At 55.6% G+C, this 21159-nt stretch carries 21 protein-coding genes; 4 read left to right on the forward strand and 17 right to left on the reverse strand.

From position 1 onward, the window contains the following. Nucleotides 1-222: 222 nt before the first annotated feature. Genes Q1A51_RS18530 through Q1A51_RS18560 form a run of 7 tightly spaced genes read right to left on the reverse strand, consistent with a single transcriptional unit; the run spans nucleotide 223 to nucleotide 6045 of the window. Nucleotides 223-1104: a DMT family transporter gene (locus Q1A51_RS18530; RefSeq protein ID WP_299604652.1), complete on the reverse strand. Its 882-nt coding sequence runs from the start codon at nucleotides 1102-1104 to the stop codon at nucleotides 223-225. Then, complete coding sequence (locus tag Q1A51_RS18535; RefSeq protein ID WP_299604654.1) at nucleotides 1101-1895, reverse strand: ABC transporter permease subunit; 795 nt, start codon at nucleotides 1893-1895, stop codon at nucleotides 1101-1103. The genes Q1A51_RS18530 and Q1A51_RS18535 overlap by 4 nt, the downstream gene beginning before the upstream one ends. Further along, entirely contained in the window at nucleotides 1888-2826 is a 939-nt protein-coding gene (locus Q1A51_RS18540) for an ABC transporter permease (RefSeq protein WP_299604656.1), read from the reverse strand. Before Q1A51_RS18540 ends, Q1A51_RS18535 begins: the two co-directional genes overlap by 8 nt. Next, nucleotides 2823-3548: a dipeptide/oligopeptide/nickel ABC transporter ATP-binding protein gene (locus tag Q1A51_RS18545; protein ID WP_299604658.1), complete on the reverse strand. Its 726-nt coding sequence runs from the start codon at nucleotides 3546-3548 to the stop codon at nucleotides 2823-2825. Before Q1A51_RS18545 ends, Q1A51_RS18540 begins: the two co-directional genes overlap by 4 nt. After that, on the reverse strand, nucleotides 3542-4225 hold the full coding sequence (locus Q1A51_RS18550) for an ATP-binding cassette domain-containing protein (RefSeq protein ID WP_299204645.1): 684 nt from the start codon (nucleotides 4223-4225) through the stop codon (nucleotides 3542-3544). The genes Q1A51_RS18545 and Q1A51_RS18550 overlap by 7 nt, the downstream gene beginning before the upstream one ends. Continuing rightward, nucleotides 4222-5745 (reverse strand): ABC transporter substrate-binding protein, encoded by a 1524-nt coding sequence (locus Q1A51_RS18555; RefSeq protein WP_299604660.1) that lies wholly within the window; start codon nucleotides 5743-5745, stop codon nucleotides 4222-4224. The genes Q1A51_RS18550 and Q1A51_RS18555 overlap by 4 nt, the downstream gene beginning before the upstream one ends. A 12-nt stretch (nucleotides 5746-5757) precedes the next feature. After that, a complete protein-coding gene (locus tag Q1A51_RS18560) occupies nucleotides 5758-6045 on the reverse strand; it encodes a DUF6525 family protein (protein ID WP_299604662.1) in 288 nt (95 codons plus the stop codon). Nucleotides 6046-6152: 107 nt separating this feature from the next. Here Q1A51_RS18560 and Q1A51_RS18565 point away from each other — a divergent pair, with 107 nt between their 5' ends. Next, complete coding sequence (locus Q1A51_RS18565; protein WP_299604664.1) at nucleotides 6153-6557, forward strand: Rrf2 family transcriptional regulator; 405 nt, start codon at nucleotides 6153-6155, stop codon at nucleotides 6555-6557. 163 nt (nucleotides 6558-6720) lie between these two features. Here the strand turns inward: Q1A51_RS18565 and Q1A51_RS18570 are convergent, their stop codons facing one another. Next, nucleotides 6721-7926: an acyl-CoA dehydrogenase family protein gene (locus tag Q1A51_RS18570; protein WP_299604666.1), complete on the reverse strand. Its 1206-nt coding sequence runs from the start codon at nucleotides 7924-7926 to the stop codon at nucleotides 6721-6723. Between the two features lie 182 nt (nucleotides 7927-8108). Continuing rightward, nucleotides 8109-9128 (reverse strand): AraC family transcriptional regulator, encoded by a 1020-nt coding sequence (locus Q1A51_RS18575; protein WP_299604668.1) that lies wholly within the window; start codon nucleotides 9126-9128, stop codon nucleotides 8109-8111. Nucleotides 9129-9559: 431 nt separating this feature from the next. On the opposite strand from Q1A51_RS18575, the gene Q1A51_RS18580 reads away from it, so the two are divergent. From Q1A51_RS18580 to Q1A51_RS18590, 3 genes are read left to right on the forward strand one after another with little or no spacing between them, the layout of a single operon-like run. Next, nucleotides 9560-10876 (forward strand): ATP-binding protein, encoded by a 1317-nt coding sequence (locus Q1A51_RS18580; RefSeq protein WP_299604670.1) that lies wholly within the window; start codon nucleotides 9560-9562, stop codon nucleotides 10874-10876. Between the two features lie 38 nt (nucleotides 10877-10914). Continuing rightward, complete coding sequence (locus Q1A51_RS18585; RefSeq protein ID WP_299604672.1) at nucleotides 10915-11973, forward strand: 2-oxoglutarate and iron-dependent oxygenase domain-containing protein; 1059 nt, start codon at nucleotides 10915-10917, stop codon at nucleotides 11971-11973. 3 nt (nucleotides 11974-11976) lie between these two features. Further along, nucleotides 11977-12630 (forward strand): LysE family translocator, encoded by a 654-nt coding sequence (locus tag Q1A51_RS18590; RefSeq protein ID WP_299604674.1) that lies wholly within the window; start codon nucleotides 11977-11979, stop codon nucleotides 12628-12630. Nucleotides 12631-12752: 122 nt separating this feature from the next. Here Q1A51_RS18590 and Q1A51_RS18595 read toward each other — a convergent pair whose 3' ends face one another. The 8 genes from Q1A51_RS18595 to Q1A51_RS18630 all read right to left on the reverse strand — a co-directional run bounded on the left by Q1A51_RS18595 (nucleotide 12753) and on the right by Q1A51_RS18630 (nucleotide 21077). Beyond that, nucleotides 12753-13196: a GAF domain-containing protein gene (locus Q1A51_RS18595; RefSeq protein ID WP_299604676.1), complete on the reverse strand. Its 444-nt coding sequence runs from the start codon at nucleotides 13194-13196 to the stop codon at nucleotides 12753-12755. Next, entirely contained in the window at nucleotides 13193-14737 is a 1545-nt protein-coding gene (locus Q1A51_RS18600) for an ABC transporter substrate-binding protein (protein WP_299604861.1), read from the reverse strand. The genes Q1A51_RS18595 and Q1A51_RS18600 overlap by 4 nt, the downstream gene beginning before the upstream one ends. A 74-nt stretch (nucleotides 14738-14811) precedes the next feature. Beyond that, complete coding sequence (locus Q1A51_RS18605; RefSeq protein ID WP_299604677.1) at nucleotides 14812-15552, reverse strand: ABC transporter ATP-binding protein; 741 nt, start codon at nucleotides 15550-15552, stop codon at nucleotides 14812-14814. Beyond that, nucleotides 15549-16406 carry an ABC transporter ATP-binding protein gene (locus tag Q1A51_RS18610; RefSeq protein ID WP_299604679.1) on the reverse strand — a complete coding sequence of 286 codons (858 nt, stop codon included), beginning with the start codon at nucleotides 16404-16406 and terminating at the stop codon, nucleotides 15549-15551. Before Q1A51_RS18610 ends, Q1A51_RS18605 begins: the two co-directional genes overlap by 4 nt. Further along, nucleotides 16406-17314: a nickel transporter permease gene (gene nikC, locus Q1A51_RS18615; RefSeq protein WP_299604681.1), complete on the reverse strand. Its 909-nt coding sequence runs from the start codon at nucleotides 17312-17314 to the stop codon at nucleotides 16406-16408. Before nikC ends, Q1A51_RS18610 begins: the two co-directional genes overlap by 1 nt. Further along, on the reverse strand, nucleotides 17315-18307 hold the full coding sequence (locus tag Q1A51_RS18620; RefSeq protein ID WP_299604683.1) for an ABC transporter permease: 993 nt from the start codon (nucleotides 18305-18307) through the stop codon (nucleotides 17315-17317). It abuts the gene before it with no gap. Between the two features lie 66 nt (nucleotides 18308-18373). Continuing rightward, on the reverse strand, nucleotides 18374-19969 hold the full coding sequence (locus Q1A51_RS18625; protein WP_299604685.1) for an ABC transporter substrate-binding protein: 1596 nt from the start codon (nucleotides 19967-19969) through the stop codon (nucleotides 18374-18376). A 46-nt stretch (nucleotides 19970-20015) separates the two neighbouring features. Beyond that, nucleotides 20016-21077, reverse strand: a complete 1062-nt coding sequence (locus tag Q1A51_RS18630; protein WP_299604687.1) for a dipeptidase — start codon at nucleotides 21075-21077, stop codon at nucleotides 20016-20018. Nucleotides 21078-21159: the final 82 nt, after the last annotated feature.

Below are 21159 nucleotides of genomic sequence, written 5' to 3' on the forward strand. Positions count from 1 at the left end.
ATTGGGTCACACTTCCGGACTGCACAATTGCTCGAATGGCGGGCGCACGAACACCCGTCTGCAGACCTCGCAGAGTTCCGACCTTACACGGCGCGTATCAACTGATCTTGCACCCCAACCCTGGAAGCGAGGATGCCGCGTAGGGAATAGAAAAGCACCCTGCAACAGTGTGCTGGCCCTGAGGCAGTTCCTCATCTTGGGTATCGACACTGAGGCATTTCATCAGTTCTTTTTCTTCTCGGCTGCTGCGAACAAAGCGCCCGCCAAAAACAAAGGAACCGCGAAAATGAATGCCGTCGACAGCTGTAGCCTGAAAATGAACAGGTCCGCCAAAAACGGCCACAGAAGCGCCACGTATTCGAATGGCGCTAGACGCGAGGCCTCGGCGTAACGAAACGCAAGTGTCATCGCTATATGGGCAAATCCACCGAACACACCTGCAGCGATCAACAGGAGCAGTGTCTGAATGTCTGGGATGACCCAGCCCCAAGGCAGCGTAAACAACGCACCGATCATGGAGGCCAAGACAAAATAGAGTGCTATGGCGCCCGGGCTTTCAGTTTTGTTGAGGCTGCGCACCATGATAAGTGCCAGAGCTGACAAGACCGCAGACACCAGGCCAATTGCGTATCCCAGCAACCTTGCACTGTTTTTGGATCCGCCATCCAATTCCGGCCAGACCAGTACAACAACGCCGGAAAACCCCAGAACCAGCCCGCCTAGCCGCCATTGGGTTATCCTTTCCGAGAGCAGGAATACTGCAGCCACAGAAACCAGTACAGGGGTCAACTGCGCAATCAGGATGGCCTCGGCCAAGTTCAGACGATCAATCGCGGCAAAGGATGTAAAAAGTGCCAGTGCGCCGAAACCGGACCGGATGAAATGAGCGCCGGGTCGTCTTGTTACCAAGCCACCGGGAAACTCATTCCTGATCCAAAGAAACATCACCAAAGGTACAAGCGCAAAGAAGGAGCGGAAAAAGACGATCTCGCCCAATGGAACCTTGTCGCTGACGGCCTTTACACTGACGAACATTCCCGCACCCAGAAGGCCAGACAGCAGGCGCAATGTGATACCGAAGGCTGGGCGATCAGTGCCGCTCATTGCTCGGCGTCTTTTTCCGTCAAAGCATCCCGGAGCGCGTCCCCGGCAAGGTTGATGGCAAGAACACTGGTTACCACCGCCAAACCGGGCCAGATCATTTGCAGCGGCGTCGACCGCATGTGGATACGGGCATCCAAAAGCATCGTTCCCCATTCCGGCATCGGTGGTTGGACACCGAAACCAAGGAACCCAAGCGCGGAGATGCCCAGAATGGCGCGAGCAAACATCCCGGTCCACACTACTGTGAGCGAGGGTAAGAGAGACGGTAAATAGTGCCAGCGTGCGATCGCCCAAGGAGGCACTCCAGCGAGTTTCGCTTGAATCACATAGCCCCGGGTTTTGAGTGAAAGCCCAACGCCTCTGGCAACCCGTGCGTATCTCATCCACCCGGTCGCGCTAAGGGCGAAGATCAAGCTCCATGTGCCAGCGCCCATTAGCCCGGCAATCACGACGGCCGCCACCAGATCGGGAAAGGCAAGGAATGTATCGGTTGTTCGCATAACGGCCCAATCTGCCAACTTGCCGCCCAGCGCGGCGGCCAGGCCGATTGCCGTGCCGACACAAAGGCCAATGACCGAAATCAGGAACGCCAGCCCCAGGGACCACCGCGCTCCATGAAGCAGGCGGGACAGGATATCGCGACCAAGGGCGTCGGTTCCGAGCAAAAACTCCATGCTGGGTGGGCTGAGACGGTTGCGGATGTCGATCATTGTCGGCTCATACGGAGCAAAGACGGGTCCAAACACGACGAGTAGTGCAATGATCCCTGCAAGCGCGACAACGCTACGCATCTTGCTCTCCAATGCGCGGGTCAAGTGCGCGGTAGATGACATCAATGACCAGATTGACGGTGACAAATAGCAGTGCTGTCAGGATGACCACGGCCTGCACTTGTGGAAAGTCACGTGCTTCGATGGCCGTTACCAGAAAGGTTCCCAGACCTGGACGGCCGAAGATGATTTCGACCATGACCGCCCCTTCGAGGAGGAAGGCCATTTCTAAGCCCAATACAGTAAGTACCGGGATCGCAGCATGGGGGACCACGTGATCTCTGCCAATCGCCTTCGATGAAACGCCCCGGCGTTTGATGGCTGGCAAAAATGGCTGGGCGCGTGCCTCAAGGATGCCTGAACGGATAATGCGGGTTAGCGATGCAGCAACGCCAAGACCGAGCGTAAGGGCCGGCAATACGGCATGGGCCGGTGTCCGTGCGCCCATGGCAGGCAGCCAGGCAAGATGGACAGCAAAGATTAGGATAAGCAAAAGTCCAAGCCAGTAGGCCGGAATGGCAGCTCCAAGAGATGCGATTGCAACCGCCAACCGATCGAGCCAGCCGCCCGGTCGTTTGGTGGCGACAAATGCCAATGGTATTGAGACAACGAGGCCGATGGCAAGACCAACCAATGCGAGCGGAACAGTATAGGAAATTGCCGTCAACAGGTCAGGCAATACCTCCCGGCCTGTGACCGACGAGTTTCCAAAATCGAATACAAGCAGAGGGCGGACCCAAGACTGGAATGCAGACCAAAAACCAACATCGAGCCCGACCTCTTCCCGGACTATGGCGATCACTTCGTCAGTCACGAGAGCATCAAATCGCGCCATGGCGATCGACTGAGCGGGATCGCCAGGGGCATGCCACAGCAACGCAAAAGTTGCCAATGCCGTGCCCGCGAGAACGATCAATGCACGCAGAACGAGATCAACAATACTTGCGATCATACCGGCGGTTCCAATGCTCCAAGCGCCACGGCTGCATCTCGTAAGGTTCGGCAATATTCAGATTTCGGTGACGCCATGAATACTTGCGGCGTCGAGATTTCGTCGATCCGACCGGACTTTAAAACCGCGATTTCATCGGCATGGGCAACGGCATATCCCAAATCATGTGTCACGATTAAAGCGGCGAAACCTTCTTCGTCCTGCAAGTCCGCAATCAGCTTCGCCGTGTGCTTTTGCGTTACCGCATCAAGAGCCGACAACGGTTCGTCGAAGAGAACGAATGGCGGTGCGGCGATCAACGCCCTAAGGATGCCAACCCGCTGCGCCTGTCCGATGGAAACCGCGCTGGGGCGTCTGTCCAAAAGGCCGGGGTATAATTCGAGACCGCGGCATAGACGTTCCAAGCGGTCGTCTTGCACCTTAAGCTTACCAGCAGTGACCGTCTCGAAAACGGAATGGCGCAAGGATAAGGCTGGATTGAAAGCAGAGCGAGGTTCTTGCATGACCAGCGCAGGTCTGCAGGATCGGACAGGTGCGCCAGCCCATGTGATCGACCCGTGCGAGGGTTTTAAAAGGCCAAGGATCGCGGCGATCAGCGTCGATTTTCCCGCGCCACTTTCGCCGACGACAGCCAGAGTTTTTCCAGGGTCCAGCGAAAGTGAGATGCCCTTGAGCGCGACAGAAGCACCGCGTTTGACCGAGACGTGATCGACCTTCAACATGGCAGGGCAAACCAGTTTCGATGAGCCGCGAGCACTTTAGAGGGTTCCGATTGGGGGCGTTCAAGAATGTCTTTTGTTGATGCGTGCTCCACGATCTGCCCTTCGTGCATCACCATCAATTGTGAAACGCGTCGCGCAACCAATCCGAGGTCATGAGTGATAAGCATCATTGCAGTTTTGCTGCCCCGAAGATGTCGATCAAGCAAGCCCATGGTCGCAGCCGCGATCACAGGGTCCAGTGCCGATGTTGGTTCATCAAGAACGATGAGATCAGGTACCCCCATAAGTGCCATTGCAATGACGAACCTTTGCTGCATGCCTCGGCTCCACGCCCAAGGCCGCTTGCGCAGATCGCCGCCTTCGATTTTCAGCGATGAAAAGAGGGCCTTCTGATCGGCGGCACCCGGCTGTAAACCCAAAGCCTGTTCTGCCTCACGCCAATGGAATGCCATGCTACGCAGCGGGTCCAGCGCCTCGTCCGGGCTTTGGGGAACATGCGCCACGGTATGGCTTTGCGCCCTCAACGCATCAACCAATACGTGCCCTAGGGTCGACTTACCCGATCCCGACGCTCCGACCAGTCCGATCCTGTCACCGGGTGAAATTGCAAGTGAGGTTGGACAAAGAATGGTCTGACCTGAGCGCATCGCACTCAGGCCGGAAACGGAAAGCGTCATTCAACAAACTTCGTTTCATGCGTGATCCAGTAGGTCTCGGTTGGATGCACGGCATAGCCAGTGAGGCCGGGTTTGGCGACATTGACTTGGTTGACATGGAAGACAGGAATGATGGCGGTATCTGCTGCGATGATATGCTGCGCTTCGTCATAGATCGCTTCTCGCTCTTCATGGTCAAACGTCAGGCGGCCCTTTTCGAGCAACTTGTCCAAGGCGGCGTTCGCATAGTTCCCGGAGTTCGAAGCACCGTCGGATTTCAACAATGTTTCAAGAACCGCACCTGGATCTCCCTGTGGCGTGGTCACCCAAGCTTGCAGGAAAAGATCAGCTGAGCCGTCCGCAATAGCGTCGCTGCTCGCCCCCCATTCTCCGACTTTGACATTCGCTGTGATCCCGATGGCCGAAAGAAATGCCTGTGTCAGTTCGGCCGTCGGTGACAGGGCCGCGCGCGAAGAATAGGTCACGATGTCAATCTCAAGCGGCTCACCATCCAGCATCCAGCGCCCGCCTTGTTTGACGGCACCAGCTTCTGACAACAGTTCTTCAGCCTTTGCCGGATCGTACACTGCCTGAACATCCGCAGCCCAGCCCTTCCCGTCAGGATACACAGTCCCGGCAGCGGAGCCACCAACCCCAGAGAGAACAGCATCGACGATGCCCTGACGATCAATTGCCAAAGATACAGCGCGGCGCACCAGCGGGTTGGCCATCGGCCCGCTGGCAGCATTCACTGTGTAGAAATAGAGGCGGGCCGTTGGCTCAGAAAAGCCAAGTGCACCAGTGCTCTTGATCCGCTCAAAATCACTCTCCGGGTAATTGATAACCATATCGACCTCGCCCGCCTCGAAGGCCAGTGCCGCCGTGGCCGGATCGCCGGACACAACCGCACGAACCTCTTCCAAGCCGGGAGCGCCAAGCCGATAGTTCGGGTTCGCTTCAACACGATAAAACTGGTTCGGTACAGCCTCTGCAAAAGAATACGGGCCAGTCGCATTGATCGGAAACGCATCCGACGGCGGGCCTAGAATCGCGATGCCGGGTTCAGACAGCGTCCAAGGGAAGGCCGCGTTCGGGCTGTTGGTCTCGAACACCACGACGCTATCACCGTCGGCTGACATTCCCGCCAGATCCAGCAGGTTCATCACCCGGGCGTTGTGCCCCGGGTGGTTCTGATCCGAAATCGGCGCAATCGCATCAATCACGGCCTGTGCCGTCAGCGGCGTACCATCGTGGAACTGTACTCGGTCCCGCAACGTAACACGCCATTTTGTCGGTGAAGACTGTTCAATGCTTTCAGCCAGACGTGGATAAAGCTTCAGATCATAATCGATCCCCATCAGCGTCTCGGTGACGCCGGTCTGGTTGGATAGCCATCCATTGTAACCAGCCCGGGGGTCTGGCACCTCAGCGCTCGGACCCGAGCCGGTCGATATGTTGAGACTTCCCTCTTGGGCAAATGTCGGCAACGCGTGGCTCAGCGTCACGATTGCAGCAAAGACAAGTCTGGTGACGATAGACATCGGGAAGCTCCTTTAGGCTTGAGAATTGGTAATGGCGTGTTGAGCGGCATACTTGTCGCGCATCAGCATGCGCGCCTCGACCTGCGAGAGTGAATACAGCGTCTCTTCAACACTGTGCCCTCTTGCATGAGCTTTGTTCCAGATGCGACGCGCTGATGTCGGGGACCATGGTAGAACTGCCTGTGAAAGCCACTGCCTTAGGGGTGCTGGCAGAGAGTCATATGTTCGCATCGGATCGCTGAGACGACGCTTGCCACGAAGGCTTGTTTGTCCGAGATTGCGAGTGAGTTGCGCAGACATCTTGAATGGTCAAAGCTTGAAAAAAGGGTATTCATGCAACTAGCGGAGCTACATAAGGCACGCAACACCGTTTGTTACGTGAGCGTCAAAATAAGCGGAACTACGCGTTGAAGCGAAACAGTCGCCTGTCACTTGCCCTGCACACGCTAAGCCATATGGCGGGCGATCCGAGCCGCATGCGCACATCCGCAGATATCGCCGAACACGCTGGTACCAATCCCGTGGTCGTACGCCGTGTCCTGGGCCGACTTCGAAAAGCCGGGCTATTGACCTCGGAAAAGGGGCATTCAGGTGGCTGGCGTTTGGCACAGGCACCGGAAGACATTACACTTGCCGATGTCTACCTTGCACTCGACGAGCGTTTGGTCACCGGTGGTGACAGTGATGAAGCGCCTGCATGTTCTGTAGAAAAAGCTTTGCATAAACGGGTCACTGGCGTTCTGGAAGATGTCGAACAAAGGCTGATCCAAAGACTGAGTGAAACCTCAATCTCCGAAGTTCGCGGCAACTGATCGCAACATCGCCACCTCCGGGGACATCCTTGTTGGTGGAATTTTTGCCTCGTTCGTGGGTGCGCAGCGTGCACAATTTTGGTCTTCAATGCAGCAAACCGGCTGCATTTGTGCGACCGGTTTGCCGGGGCATCACGTCGTCGTACTGCGTCCTTTTCGTCTTTTATTGCGCCGCAATCTCATCAGCTTGTTCGTGCTGCTCGCCAAACCCTTTTGGAACCGGGAGGTCCGGTAGCGCCGCCGCCCTTTTTTGCAACGCGCGCCCGATCACAACGCGACTGATTTCTGTGGTTCCGTCTACAATCCGAAGCATTTGAGCAAGGCGGGACAGACGATCCAAACCGTAAGGCTGCAAAAGACCCATGCCACCAAGGACTTGAGTGCAGGTGTTTGCAGCCTTCACTGCAGCGTCCGGGACAAATCGTTTTGCATGGGCAGCCATCAAAGGGCCGTCCGGCGTACCAAGCGCCTCGGCCGCTCTGCGATAGAGCAGTCTTGACGCTTCAAGGTCGGTCGCAACTTCGCCAAGCATCCATTGAATGCCATCAAGATCCAGGTTTTTGCCACCAAACATCTTGCGGTTCTTGGAATAGGACAGTGCCGTATCCAGGGCCGATTGCATCAAGCCGCAGCATCCGGATGCAATAGAAACACGGGCAATGTCGATCGCCATAAGCGAACCCTGCAGGCCCTGACCAATAGGCAGGACGATGTTGTCTTCGCTGACGACCACCTTGTCGAGATACATTTCAGACATGGGCAGGAAGTTGTAGGACGGGGTATCGTAGAGCGGACCAAAGCTGATCCCCGGTGCATCGACAGGAATGGCGATCATTGCCATATCCTTGTGCCCGGGCGCATCGCTTGTCTTGACGACGGTGAAATAAATATCGGCTTCTGTCGCAAGGCTGACCCATGCTTTTGATCCACTGATCGTCCATGTCCCATCGTCGTTTATTGTGGCCCGGGTGTACATTTGCATCGGGTCCGAACCGGACTGTGGTTCGGTGAGCGCAAAGTTCGCCAACTTGTGGCCGGACGTCAGATCGCGGGCCCAGTGCTGTTTGAAGGCATCAGTACCGTAGCTGCATCCCGCAAACGTACAAATATTGTGCATGGATAGGGCAAAAGCATATGCCCCATCACCAAGGCCCAACTGCTCGTAAACTTGGATACCTTCGGGCAAGGGCAACCCCTGCCCGCCAAACTCTTCAGGTGCATAAAGGCCGGTCAGACCAGCAGCCCCGGCTTTGTCCGATGCATCGCGGGGCCACGTCTTGGCGGCATTCCATGCATCCACATTCGGCAAGATCACCTGCTCGGCGTGGTCACGAGCAGCATTTAGGATGGCAGCGAGTTTATCAGTCACTGGTGTCTTCCTTTCAGAAACCGGCAGTCAGAACATGCCACATCACTCTGCATTGCCTTGAGGCAACAAAAGCCGATGCTGGCTAGTTTGCGTGTGAATTACCCTTAAAATAAGGATGTCCAGCAACGGTTAACCATCTCTTGGGGTGACAAGATATTGTCCAAAAGTGACAAAGTGAGTTCTTAGTTTGGCGCGCGGCGATAGTGGCTGGGCGTACTTCCTGTCCACCGCTGAAAGGCCCGATGGAAATTGGCCGCCGACGAAAAGCCGACATCCTGAGCAATCTCCTCAATGGTTTTAAGACCCGCACGCAAACTGCGAATGGCAATGTCGCGGCGCAGTCCATCCTTGATCGCCTGAAAGGAGGTACCGTCGGCCTCCAATCTTCGAATAAGCGTCCGCGAGGTCATATTCATGGCATCCGCCGCATTGGTCAGATTTGCGTTCTCCCACCCCGTTTGACTGAGGTATGTGCGCACACGCAAAGACTGCGTATGCTCCCGTGATTTTGTAAAAATCCAGTCTCTGGGTGCGTTCTGCAAGAAGTCATCAAGGTCTGCTCTGTTGCGCACTTGTACGCGCCCGATCTTGTCCAAGACCAAAGTCAGAGACGTTTCTTTCCTACCGAATGACACGGGCGCGGGGAAAACAATTGCATAGTCCTGATCGAATTCGGGTCGCGCGAAAGCGAACCCTACGTGCTTTACAGGCACTTCATGCCCCGCCATCCAGGATATCAGACCGTGTGCCAATTTCAGGATCAACATATGCCCGAACCGTTGCACCTCGGCGCCGCGCTGGGGATGCAACGTCAACGTCAGAAGGCCATCTGCTTCGGTTAGGTCGAACTGGTAGTCGTCCAGCAGCAGGTTCCAGAACGTTGAAAACCGATAAAGTGCTGAAGACAGCGACGTCGCTTCGCGTACGGAAGTCAAAAGGTGCTGAAGCGCCCGCGGACGGACCGGACGGCTCCACAGCCCCATCATCTCATCCCCTGTCTCGACGGCGGCCATTTGATAAAGGCCAACAATCTGATCCAGAGTAACCCTATCGTTTGATTGACCCTGACCCATCGAGAGATGGGACCGTTCCAGTAGCGACGCCAGTTGCTCATCGGTGCAAAGCGCGCGCAGTGCGACAAGCCAGTCGCTGATAAACGGATAGGATACTGTTGAGAGGGTTGTCGGTACGGCAGCTGTCATACTCGCACGCTAGCTAGGTTCGGGTCACATGACCAATAGATGACCACTGGCGCGACTACGATTGAAGATGGGAAGATCTTGACCGCAGTTGAACAACCGCACTGACAATCATGAGCCCGTTTGATTTCGTTACCACCAACAATTCTTAAATCACCTGACTTTGACAACGAAACGATTTTGATCTGCAAGGCCAGACCAATTCCATTAACTAGGCAAATTCAATGGGCTACAAATTGATCCGATTGGGTCGGTCATTGCCGGTCTCAAAAACAATTGGGAAAGAAGTTTTTCTAAAAAAACACACCAAAAAGACTATACCCAAGGCGAAACACAACTTAAAGTAGTTTGGCTAGCCTGTTCAGGGAATTGAAGTCATGCTCCAGCCTGTGCCAACGAGCCTCAGCCAGCGAAACCGAGCCAGCGAAGCACAAATGCTTCGCACACTTAACACTTTTGCGGTCGACCTGATGTCGATCCCAAGTGTCGAAGATCTGTTCTGGTATGTCGCCCAAAATGTGGTTGGCAAGCTGGGGTTTATCGACTGTGTCATCTACCAGGCCAATGAAGCGCAAACAGAGCTAACACAGGCCGCGGCATGGGGTGAGAAAAACCCTTTTGGGCGGAACATCATCAACCCGCTGGTCATCCCCTTCGGACGTGGCATCACCGGGCAGGTTGCACAAAGCGGCAAACCGATCATCGTGGACGATCTTTTGGGAGACAAGAATTACATCGCTGACACCCAACCTGCGCGCTCCGAGATTTGCATCCCATTGACCTCGGCTGGCCGAGTGGTTGGCGTCATCGACAGCGAACACCCGGACGTTGCCGTATTCGGCGAACCGGAACTGGAAATACTAAGCACGGTTGCTGCGATGACAAGCGCAAAGCTGGAGTTGCTTGCGGAGGCCCAGAGATCCCACGAGCGATACGAAGGCCTCGTCGCGGCACACTCTCAACTCACTTTGGAAACGCGCAGCAGAAAGGCTTTGGAGGCCAAGCTGTTCGAGGCGCGTAAGCTGGAAGCGATCGGGTGGTTGACCGGCCGGTTCGCACATGAATTCAACAATCTGTTGACCGTAGTCTCGGGAAACATCGAACTACTGGAACTGGACGCATCAGGTGTCGAGAGGAAAGACACACTTCAGAGTATCAAGACAGCATCAGGGCGGGGCGCAAAGCTGATCCAAGACATGCTGGCCTTCGCGCAAAGGACACGTTTGGCGCCTGAGGTTCTAGATCTGAACACACTTGTGTCGACCTTCTGCGAGAACTTTGAACAGTCGCTTGCACAACACGTCGCGCAGAGCCTGGCTGGTGATCTTTGGTCGGTATCAGTCGATCCCATGGCAATGGAGAACATGCTTCTTAATCTTGTACTGAACGGTATTGACGCGATGCCGAACGGCGGCACGCTCAAGATCACAACCGAAAACGTCTTCCACACTCTGCCAGAAGGACGACACTTCCCTTCCGAGCTCCAGCCAGGACGCTATGTGAGGTTGAGTGTTTCAGATCAAGGAGCAGGCATTTCCGAGGACCGTTTGCCACAAATCTTTGATCCGTTTTTTACCACGAAAGCCGTTGGCGAAGGCACCGGGTTGGGGCTTTCTATGGTGCTCGGGGTCATGCGCCAATCGGGTGGCACCGTAGCGGTGCACAGCCGTGTCGACGAAGGTTCGACCTTCGAACTCTACTTCCCAGCCGGTTCGTCTGCCGGCAATAACGTGCCATCCATCAATAGCTGATAAGGGTTTTGCACTTGGGTGCTTCGACTGCAGAACAGATGAAAGACATTCCGGGCGCGTTCGACAGCCTACCTCTCATCGACATCGGGGGACTAGCTTCCACAAACGCAACGATACACGGAAAAATCGCCGATGAAATCGGCCTTGCAGGGCGCGAGATCGGCTTTTTCAGGATCATGGGTCACGGAATTGACCTCGCACTTGTCGAGCGAGCCTATCAAATGGCCGAGCAATTCTTTGCTCTGCCGGACCCCATAAAGCGGCGTTACTACATTGGACTAAGCACAAACCACCGTGGCTACGTGCCATTCACAGAAAAGGGCGACTATCCGGACGAGATGAACCGAAGTTACGAAGCTTTCGATCTCGGCTTGGACTTGCCACCTGACGATCCCGACTTTCTGGCCGGTAACCGCCTGCTGGGGCCAAATGTCTGGCCCTGCATCTCAGGATTCCAGAACACAATATCAGAGTACTACAAGCAGATTTCTGCTCTCGGTCGGTTGATTTGCTCAACGCTCGAGCTGCATCTGGGGCTGGTCCCCGGAACAATGACAGATCGCATGACCAAGCCTATATCCCAGCTTCGGTTATTGCATTATATGCGCCAGAACAATGAGGTCGACGTCAAGTCGGTCAACATGGGTGCGCACACAGACTATGAATGCCTGACACTTCTGCACACCCGAAACGCGGGGCTTCAGGTTATGAACACTGATGATCGTTGGATCGATGTGCCGGTGGATCCACGTGTCTTCGTGGTGAACATCGGAGACATGCTCGAAGCGTGGACCAATGGCCTGTTGCGTTCAACACCGCACCGGGTTCTGAACCTCAGTCCCGAGCGGTTCTCGATGCCATATTTTGTTGCGGCAAACTACGACACCATGATCAGTCCTTTCCCGGAACTCATAGGTCGGGGTGAACAATCCAGATATGAACCTTTCAAAGCCGGGGTTCATCTGGAACGAATGCTGGTGCGGGACTTTCCGTACTTGAGAAACCAAACCCAATGCGAAACAACTGCCGGCAAATCAGACCAGGCGACATCGATCAAGAATCCATTCGAAACCCGAATGAACCGGAGTGCGCGTTAAATCATGCCAAGTTTGGATGCGATGATCGCCGTGGCGCTGGCCGGTCTGGCACTCAGCGCGACACCTGGCCCTTCGATGCTCTACGTGCTGTCGCGAACCGTTGGTCAGAGCCGTATGGCTGGCCTCGCTTCCGCGCTGGGATTGTGTTTGGGGGGTATCGTTCTTGCTGTTGCAACAGCATTGGGGTTGGCCACGGTTTTTCAGACATCCGACTGGCTGGTGACTGCCTTACGCTATGTCGGATCAATCTACCTGGTCTGGCTCGGCGTTGACATGATCCGTGGGGCCAAGGTCGAGGCCCAAGTGACCTTCGACGTTAAGAAGGTGCGACAGAAACCGCTTCCCGCGATCATTTGGCAGGGCGTGATCGTGGAAGTTCTGAATCCCAAAACCGTTCTTTTCTTTGCGCTCTTTCTGCCACCCTTCATCAACGCCGGCGACATTCAATCGGCCGACGCCAGTGTCCAGGTCCAGCTTTTGGTACTGGGCATATTGGTGCCGTTGACGGCGATCCCGTCCGACCTGGTCGTGGCCTACATGGGAGGCACAATGACGAAAATCATCAACCGAGAAAGGGCGATGCGTGAACGAATGGCCTGGATCGGAGGATTCATACTGATTGGAATCGCACTGAACCTGCATTTGCAAATCCTTTGACGACCTTGTCGATAGAGAAGATGTGCCATTGATTGCTTAGCACGATCGCGTCACCTGTTTCCCAAGCCTTGTGGAAATTGGCTCCATGGCAGCCAAACAGACACACAGTACCCCGATATCCTTCAACTGATAAAACGTTGCAGAGCTGCGACCAGTTCTTCACGTCGATTCAGAATTGCTGATTTACAGCGCTCCACCCTATCTGGCGAAAAATAGTGTTCCTGGTCTAGGACGTTGACGGTCCCAACAACCCGATCATCGACGACCGGAATGTTAAGAGCTGACTGACAACCAAGGCTTTCGATTAACGCGTGGTCTGCAAAATAGATTGCAAATTCCGCAACCGTGTTTGCCACAAATGTCTCACCTCGTTCGATAACCATCTCGGTCCATGCGCCTTGCGACATCGGTTTGGTGCCCGAGACCGGGTAGGTCTCGGGGTGTGAGGTGTAAACGCGCTGCGCGAGTCCAGCCTTGTGGTCAAGGACTGTCACGGTGAACAAGCGCCCTCCGACTTCCTTATGCAAATCGGCAAAGAACGCGTCAGCGGACTCCGCGTCGCTCATTCCTTATCTACAAGACGGTAGAAGACGTAGTCTGAGGTCGCACCATTCACAAACCCATTGACGTTATCACGCATCGCAACCTGCTTGATCGCCTGGAACATGATGATAAATGGAGCCTCGGCCTGAGTTTCCTTCTGTAACTCCAGATACATCTCCAGCCGTTTATCAGGGTCCTGCTCGGCAAGGGCAGCCATTGTTTTCTCATTCATCCCGGCTGGCGGCATCCACGCGTTGCGCCAGGTCGTCGTCGAAGCATATTTGTCGTCCGAATTGTCAGCATTGAACGCAAACGCCTTGGCGTTCGAATGCGGATCCATGAAGTCCGGGCCCCAGTAAAGCAACATCGCCTCATGGGTCCGCGCGCGGTACTTGGTAATCACCTGCGCGCCAGTTCCCGCAACAATCTCAAGGTTGATACCCCCTTCGGCAAAGGAGGCCTGCAATGCCTGCGCCATTTCGACAAAGGTCGGGGCCGAGATGACATCCATCGTCACATTGATTGGTGTTTCCACCCCGGCATCCGCGAGGATCTGCTTGGCCTTCTCCGGGTCATAGCTGAACGGTGTGTCAGTCAGCGCGCCGGGAAAGCCGTCAGGCCAGAATGCCTGATGGACCTTCATCTGCCCTTCAAGCATCCCATCGGCCATGCCCTGATAGTCGACGAGATAACGTGCCGCTTCCCACACTGCGGGGTCGGTGAGGCTTTCGGTTTTCTGGTTGAACGACACCCAGTGCACGGCCGCCTGCGGGTATGTTTCAATCCGCACACCGTCGACCCCTTCAAGACCCGCGATCTGCCCTGGGTCGAGGTTCTTCGCCATATCGATATCGCCCGCCTCAAGCTGCAAGCGTTGCGTGGCACCTTCTGGATTATGCTGAATGACGACGCGGTCCATCGCCGGACCACCCTGATAGTAGTCGGGATTGGCATCGAGCGAGAGGATGTCGGCAGGCCGGTATGTGCCAAGGCTGAACGGTCCAGTGCCAGCGGAGTTCTTGTTCATCCACGCGTGGCCCATATCACCATCAACTTCATTGGACATGACAGTTTCCATATCCACGACAGATGCCGGCCGTGCAGCCAGTACATTCAGCACAAAGGACGGTGCGAAATCGCCTTCGTAGCGCACAGTAACGGTATCTCCGCTTGTCGTAACCATCTGTTCGATGTTGTCAGCTGTCCAGCCAAGCTGCGTCAGGATAAAGGCCGGGGCTTTGTCCAGTGTCACGACACGTTTCCACGACCCAACAACGTCTTCCCCGCGCAGTGGATTGCCGGAGTGGAACGTCACATCGTCGCGCAGCGTGAACGTAACGGTCTTGTTCTCTGCATCGATCTGCCAGTCTGTTGCCAGAGCCGGGGCAAGAACGGTGGTATCTGCCGCATCATAGCGGACCAGTGTATCATATGTATTGGCCACATATTCGCCCGAGCTGAATTCGTACGCGGACGCAGGATCGATGGTCACAATGTCATCGATGTTCTGCGCAACGACGAGAATGTTGTCGGGCGTTTCAGCGTAGAGCGGCATAACGGCCATCAAGCTGGTGGTGACACCAACCAACAAAGATTTTCTGAAATGGTACATGTATTCCCCCGTTTCTGGAGTTCGCCTCAAACCGAGGCCTGAAGTAGGTGCTGCGAATAGGGATGCGTGGCCTTCATGGCGCGCAGGGCCACCACATCCATGATCTCGACAATCTCGCCGTCTTTCATCACCGCAAGCCGATCGCACATGTGGCCGACAACGCTGAGGTCGTGGGAAACCATCAGATAAGTCAGTCCGTGTTCTTGGCGCAGGTCAGCAAGCAGGTTCAGAATTTCGGCCTGCACAGAAACATCTAGTGCAGAGGTCGGCTCGTCGAGAAGCAAAAGCTCAGGTTCTGGGGCCAAGGCGCGGGCAATCGCCACGCGCTGCCGCTGTCCACCCGACAGCTGGTGGGGATAGCGGAAGCGGAATTTCTGACCCAATCCGACATCATCGAGCAACCTGACAACACGTGCATCGATGTCCTTGAACCCGTGCAGTTGCAGCGTTTCCCCAAGGACTGCATCAACTGAATGGCGCGGGTGAAGTGACGCGTAAGGGTCCTGAAACACCATCTGGACCTGTTTGTAGAAGTCTTTGGGGCGCCTTATTTCGATCTGCCTGCCGGCGACGGCAATCGTGCCCGACCAAGAGGGGGCAAGGCCTGTGATCGCGCGCAGGATCGTTGATTTTCCAGATCCACTTTCGCCAACCAGGCCAAAGCTCTCCCCTGCCCCAACTTCAAAGGCAGCGTTTCTGACGGCATCGACCCGGTCTCGGCCACTTCCGAACCAAACGTTCAGCCCATTTATTTCCAGCATCTTCATAGGCGCCCGCTCACGCTTGGGGCTTCCGACCACGCAGGATCGCGCTTCAACACGTCCAGACGGTCACGTGGCGTGTCGAGACGCGGCAGCGAATTCAGCAGGCCCCGCGTATAAGGGTGCTGCGCCTCGTGCAGCTTGTTGGCATCACAGACCTCTACGATCCTGCCAGCGTACATAATCAGGACCCTGTCACAGAAGTCGGCGACCAAATTGAGATCATGACTGATGAAGATCAGACCCATGCCCCGCTCCTGGACCAGCTTGTCCATGATGTCGAGCACTTGCCGCTGAACCGAGACATCCAATGCAGAGGTCGGTTCGTCCGCAATCAGGATTTCGGGGTTCGGGATGAGCATCATGGCGATCATGATGCGCTGCCCCATACCGCCCGACATCTCGTGCGGGTAAGCACGCATGACGCGTTCGGGATTACGGATGGACACCGCCTCAAGCATCTCAAGCGCTTTGACCCACGCCTCGGATTTCGTCGCCTTGTTGTGCAGCCGGTAAGATTCGATGATCTGATCACCAATGGTCATTACCGGGTTCAGTGAAAACTTTGGGTCCTGCATCACCATCGAAATGCGCTCGCCACGCACATCGCGCATGCTTTTTTCGGATTTCTGCAGCAGGTCCACACCGTCCAACTTGATGTGATCAGCTTCGACGATCCCGGGCGGTCGAATGAGGCGCAGGATCGCGCGGCCAGTCATTGACTTGCCAGAGCCGCTTTCCCCAACAATGCCAAGGCGTTCGCGCCCGAGCGTGAACGAGACACCTCGCACTGCATCAAAGACGCCTTGGCGGGTGGAGAATCTGACCCATAGGTCTTCGACATCAAGAAGAGGGTCCATCACTCACCTGCTTTCGGATCAAGCACGTCGCGCAGGCCATCGCCAAGGAGGTTGAACGCCAACGACACAGTAAAAATGGCCAGCCCCGGCATGGTGGCGACCCACCAGTGGTCGAGAATAAAGCGGCGACCCTCTGAAATCATCGCACCCCATTCCGGGCTGGGCGGTTGTGCCCCGAGACCAAGAAAGCCCAGGCCAGCGGCAGCGAGGATAATACCCGCCATATCAAGTGTTACGCGCACAATGAGGGACGACACGCAAAGCGGCCAGATATGTTTCGTGATGATCCTCAGGCCTCCGGCACCCTGAAGCTTGATCGCCGAGATGTAGTCGGAGGAGCGGATGGTCAGTGTCTCGGCCCGCGCGATGCGGGCATAGGGCGGCCACGCAGTCAGTGAAATCGCAATCACCGCATTCTCAATCCCGGCCCCGAGCGCCGCTACGAAGGCCAATGCAAGCACCAGGCGCGGAAAGGCGAGAAAGATGTCAGTGATCCGCATCAGAACGATATCTACCCACCCGCCGATATAGCCAGAGACAGTCCCAACCAAGAGACCGACGATTGGCGCAATCATGGCCACCAAGGCCACGATATAGAGCGTGATCCGCGCACCGTAGATCAGTCGCGACAATATATCCCGGCCCAGACTGTCGGTGCCAAGGATGTGCCCTTCCGACCCCAAGGGGGCGAGCCGATTGCCAAGGTTCTGGACAAAGGGATCATGCGGTGCGAGCAGCGGCGCGGCAGCAGCGATCAGCACCAGCGACAGCAGAATGCCAAGTCCAATCATCGCCATGGTGTTCGCGCGAAACGCAAGCCAGCCCTGATACAGCGCCGACAGTTTCGCATGGCGGCGCGAGGTGGGCGTATCCGTCAGAAGCCAAGCGCGCAGTGTCTGTTCTGCCATCTATTTTGCCCTCGGATCAAAGACCTTGTAGAGCAGGTCCGAGAAGATATTGAGCAGGATGAAGATCAGCCCGACAACTACAGTACCGCCAAGAACTGCGTTCATGTCTGCACTGAGAAGAGCCGTGGTGATGTAGCTGCCAATCCCCGGCCAGGAAAAGATGATCTCGGTTAACACAGACCCTTCCAGCAGGTTGGCATAGCTAAGCGCGATAACTGTGATCAGCTGAACGCGGATATTCTTGAACGCGTGTTTCCAGATGACATCCCATTCGGACATGCCCTTGACCCGCGCGGTGGTGATGTATTCGGCACTGAGCTGCTCAAGCATGAATGAGCGCGTCATTCTGCTGATATAGGCCAGCGAAAAGTATCCAAGGAGAGAGGCAGGCAGAATGATATGACTGAACGCATCCTTGAAGACGTCCCAGTTTCCGTCGAGAGCCGCATCCACAAGGATCAAACCCGTGACGCTTGGCACCACGTCAACATAGAATATGCCGACACGTCCCGGCCCGCCGACCCACCCCAGAATGCCATAGAAGATCAGCAGGCCCATGAGGCCAAGCCAGAAAATCGGCATTGAATATCCGACAAGCGCAAGCACGCGGGCGAGTTGATCAATCCATGAGCCTTTGCGGGCGGCGGCAACAACGCCCAGCGGAACGCCAATGACAATTCCGATGAAAATGCCCAGTGTCGCAAGCTCAAGCGTTGCAGGGAAAACGCGCGCGATGTCTTCGGAAACGGGTCTCGCGTTCAAAAGCGAAGTGCCGAAATCAAGGTGCAACACGTCCCAAATATAATACCCGAACTGCACGACCAACGGTTTGTCGAGACCTAGCTCGAGAAACACGGCATCATAGGTGGATTGCGACGCACGCTCACCGACGATGGCCAGCACCGGATCGATGGGCATCACGCGACCGATAATGAAAGTAACGAATAAGAGCCCAAGCATCGTAACGGCAATCGAGCCGATCGTTAGGGCCATTGTCTTTATCCATGAAGGAAGAGGCGCGTGCGCGCGCCTCTTCCTGTTGTCCTCTGTGAGGGCCATTTACTTTGTGACCTGCCAATAGGCTGCAGAGGTCACGGCCTGACCGGTGGACCAGTCAGTCACGTTGTCCCGCAGCGCCGATTGCTCGATCTGCTGGAACATCACGACGAAAGGCGACGTCTCGCGGAACTCGGCCTGAATGTCCTGATACATCTGGACACGGGCATCGCGGTCATTCTCGACCACAGCGGCTTCGACTTTCTCGGTCAAACCGCCAGTATCCCAGCTGTTGCGCCAGGCCAGCAGACCGGTGGCCTGAGCCGCATCCGAGTTGTCCGGATTGTAGGCAAACGTACCCGCATTGGTCTGTGGATCAGGGTAATCAGGACCCCAAGCGCCCAGATACACGTCAAGTTCGCGCGCGCGATACCGTGCCAGGATTTGCTTGGCGGTGCCCACGGTGATGTTCACCTTGATGCCGGCCTGTGCAGCAGCATTCTGGAAGCTCTGACCGATCTCGATCCGTTCCTGCGCTTCACGTACGCCAATCTCGACCTCAAGGTTTTCGACCCCTGCGGCAGCCAGCAGTTCCTTGGCCTTTTCGATGTTGTAGGAGAATGGGTTCTCCTCTGACGCGCCAAGATAGGTCGCGGGCAGGAAGTTCTGATGGATCGTGTATTGGCCCTTCAGGAAGCTATCTCGCATGCCTTCGTAGTCGATCAGATACTTGAAGGCCTGCCGCACCTCCGGTTTGGACAGCTCTGGGTGTTTCTGGTTGAGCGCGATGTACATCAGACGGCCCTTCAGTTCGTCCTCGATCTTCACACCGTCAACCTGCGATGCACCGGCGATGTCTTCCGGGTTCAGGTTGCGGGCGATGTCCACATCACCGCGTTCCAACAAAAGCCGTTGCGACGCACTTTCGAGGACATGGCGCACAATGACCCGCTCCATCGCGGGCGCACCGCCGTAGTAGTCGGGGTTGGATGACAAAGTGACACTTTCATTTGGCTTCCAACTGTCAAGTTTGTAAGGACCCGAGCCTGCAGAGTTGGTCTTCAGCCACTCGTTGCCCATGTCGCTACCGACCTCGTTGGCCATGACGGTTTCCTTGTCCACAATTGCCCCGATGGTGGCAGTCAGGCAGTTGAGCACGAAGGATGTCGCATAGCGCTTGTCCGTCGTGATCATCAGTTTGTTGCCTTCAGCGCGGATTGTCTCGGCCGCGTTTTCGGCTGTGAAACCAAACTGTGTCAAAATGAACGCTGGCGTCTTGTTCAGTATCACTGCGCGCTGCAGCGAAAAGGCTGCATCTTCTGCGGTGACCGGATTGCCAGAATGAAACGTCACCCCCTCACGCATGGTAAAGGTGATTGTTTTTCCGTCTTCCGAGACGTCCCAACTCTCCGCAAGATCCGGTTTATACCCTGCAGCCAGATCATTCGGATCAAGACTGACAAGGCGGCTGTAAACATTTCGGCTGATGTCCGAGCCAGCAAATTCGAAGCTTTCAGCAGGATCAATCGTGGTGACGTCATCAATCCGGTGCGCGATCACAAGCATGTTCGAGGGCGTCTCGGCCACTGCCGAAAAGGATGTCACGCTGACCGCAAGACCCATCGCGACCCCAGTGAGCAATTTCGCAAAAGTATTCATTTGGTGTTTCTCTCCTTTGTCAGAATTTGGCGTGTTTGTGCCCGGGTTATGCTCCCCAGGTTTCCTCAAGAACTCTAAGCCAATTTCCATGGCAGAGCTTCGTCATCAAAGCATCGTCGTAGCCGTGTTGCCGCATGGCTGCCCTGAATTTCGGCAATCCGGCATTGGATTTGAGCACTTCAGGCACAATCGCACCGTCGTAATCCGATCCAAACCCAACACGATCTTCGCCAAGTGTCCCGATCAAATGGTCAAGATGGCGGATCATCTGCTCGAGCGGGACGTCAGGCAGCATCTTGCCATCCGGGCGCAGGAACGCCGCTGCAAAGTTCAATCCTACCATACCATCGCTTTCGGCAATCGCCGCAAGCTGTTTGTCGGTCAGGTTCCGGGAGTGCGGGCAGATCGCGTGAACGTTGGAATGGGTCGCGACCAATGGCTTGGTTGAATACCGCGCCACATCCCAGAAGCCTGCCTCATTGAGATGTGAAAGGTCCACCATGATACCAAGCTCATTGCATCGTTTGACCAAACGCAGTCCGCGATCGGTGAGGCCGGGGCCCGTATCGGGGCCGCTAGGGTATCGAAAAGGTACACCGTAGCCAAAGATAGTGTCGCGGCTCCAAACCAAACCTAGGGACCGCAACCCGGCCTGACACAGCACCTCAAGCGTATTCAGTTCAGGATCAATCGCTTCCGCGCCCTCGATGTGAAAAACGGCGGCGAGCCTTCCTGCATTCAGGCAACTCCTGATCTCTTTGGCCGAGCGACAAACAGTCAGCGCGCCCTGTCTTTCCAACTCGAACAGGATCGCGGCTTGGGACATGACGATCGGAAACGCATCTTCCCAATTGATTGGATCAGGCAAAGGAAGATCGTATGCGTCCCTCGTCATCTCTTGAAACTTGTCATCAGCATTCATCGGTGACGGCACAAAGACGGCAAAAAAGCCGCCGCCAAAGCCACCCAATTCGGCCGAAGGCAGATCGATCGCACCTTCGTCTCCCGTCATGAAACGTTCTACAGCTGACGCTTGGCCTGCCCTGAAGAGCTTCAAAAGTACATCGTTGTGTCCATCGAAAATGGTCGGATCGGTTGCGTGTCCCAAAAAGTGGCGGCTCCAAGCAATAACAACTCGGGTATCTTATTCCATAAAATCTCATGAACTAGATTTCAAAGAATGAATAAAT

The organism is uncultured Tateyamaria sp. (assembly GCF_947496075.1).
In the GTDB taxonomy this organism is placed as follows: Bacteria; Pseudomonadota; Alphaproteobacteria; order Rhodobacterales; family Rhodobacteraceae; genus Tateyamaria.

Excerpts from the sequence above, each read along its gene's own strand:
- Q1A51_RS18530 (WP_299604652.1), bottom strand. The coding sequence starts at position 1,104 with ATGAGCGGCACTGATCGCCCAGCCTTCGGTATCACATTGCGCCTGCTG.
- Q1A51_RS18535 (WP_299604654.1), bottom strand. The coding sequence starts at position 1,895 with ATGCGTAGCGTTGTCGCGCTTGCAGGGATCATTGCACTACTCGTCGTG.
- Q1A51_RS18540 (WP_299604656.1), bottom strand. The coding sequence starts at position 2,826 with ATGATCGCAAGTATTGTTGATCTCGTTCTGCGTGCATTGATCGTTCTC.
- Q1A51_RS18545 (WP_299604658.1), bottom strand. The coding sequence starts at position 3,548 with ATGTTGAAGGTCGATCACGTCTCGGTCAAACGCGGTGCTTCTGTCGCG.
- Q1A51_RS18550 (WP_299204645.1), bottom strand. The coding sequence starts at position 4,225 with ATGACGCTTTCCGTTTCCGGCCTGAGTGCGATGCGCTCAGGTCAGACC.
- Q1A51_RS18555 (WP_299604660.1), bottom strand. The coding sequence starts at position 5,745 with ATGTCTATCGTCACCAGACTTGTCTTTGCTGCAATCGTGACGCTGAGC.
- Q1A51_RS18560 (WP_299604662.1), bottom strand. The coding sequence starts at position 6,045 with ATGTCTGCGCAACTCACTCGCAATCTCGGACAAACAAGCCTTCGTGGC.
- Q1A51_RS18575 (WP_299604668.1), bottom strand. The coding sequence starts at position 9,128 with ATGACAGCTGCCGTACCGACAACCCTCTCAACAGTATCCTATCCGTTT.
- Q1A51_RS18580 (WP_299604670.1), top strand. The coding sequence starts at position 9,560 with ATGCTTCGCACACTTAACACTTTTGCGGTCGACCTGATGTCGATCCCA.
- Q1A51_RS18585 (WP_299604672.1), top strand. The coding sequence starts at position 10,915 with ATGAAAGACATTCCGGGCGCGTTCGACAGCCTACCTCTCATCGACATC.
- Q1A51_RS18590 (WP_299604674.1), top strand. The coding sequence starts at position 11,977 with ATGCCAAGTTTGGATGCGATGATCGCCGTGGCGCTGGCCGGTCTGGCA.
- Q1A51_RS18595 (WP_299604676.1), bottom strand. The coding sequence starts at position 13,196 with ATGAGCGACGCGGAGTCCGCTGACGCGTTCTTTGCCGATTTGCATAAG.
- Q1A51_RS18600 (WP_299604861.1), bottom strand. The coding sequence starts at position 14,737 with ATGGCCGTTATGCCGCTCTACGCTGAAACGCCCGACAACATTCTCGTC.
- Q1A51_RS18605 (WP_299604677.1), bottom strand. The coding sequence starts at position 15,552 with ATGAAGATGCTGGAAATAAATGGGCTGAACGTTTGGTTCGGAAGTGGC.
- Q1A51_RS18610 (WP_299604679.1), bottom strand. The coding sequence starts at position 16,406 with ATGGACCCTCTTCTTGATGTCGAAGACCTATGGGTCAGATTCTCCACC.
- nikC (WP_299604681.1), bottom strand. The coding sequence starts at position 17,314 with ATGGCAGAACAGACACTGCGCGCTTGGCTTCTGACGGATACGCCCACC.
- Q1A51_RS18620 (WP_299604683.1), bottom strand. The coding sequence starts at position 18,307 with ATGGCCCTAACGATCGGCTCGATTGCCGTTACGATGCTTGGGCTCTTA.
- Q1A51_RS18625 (WP_299604685.1), bottom strand. The coding sequence starts at position 19,969 with ATGAATACTTTTGCGAAATTGCTCACTGGGGTCGCGATGGGTCTTGCG.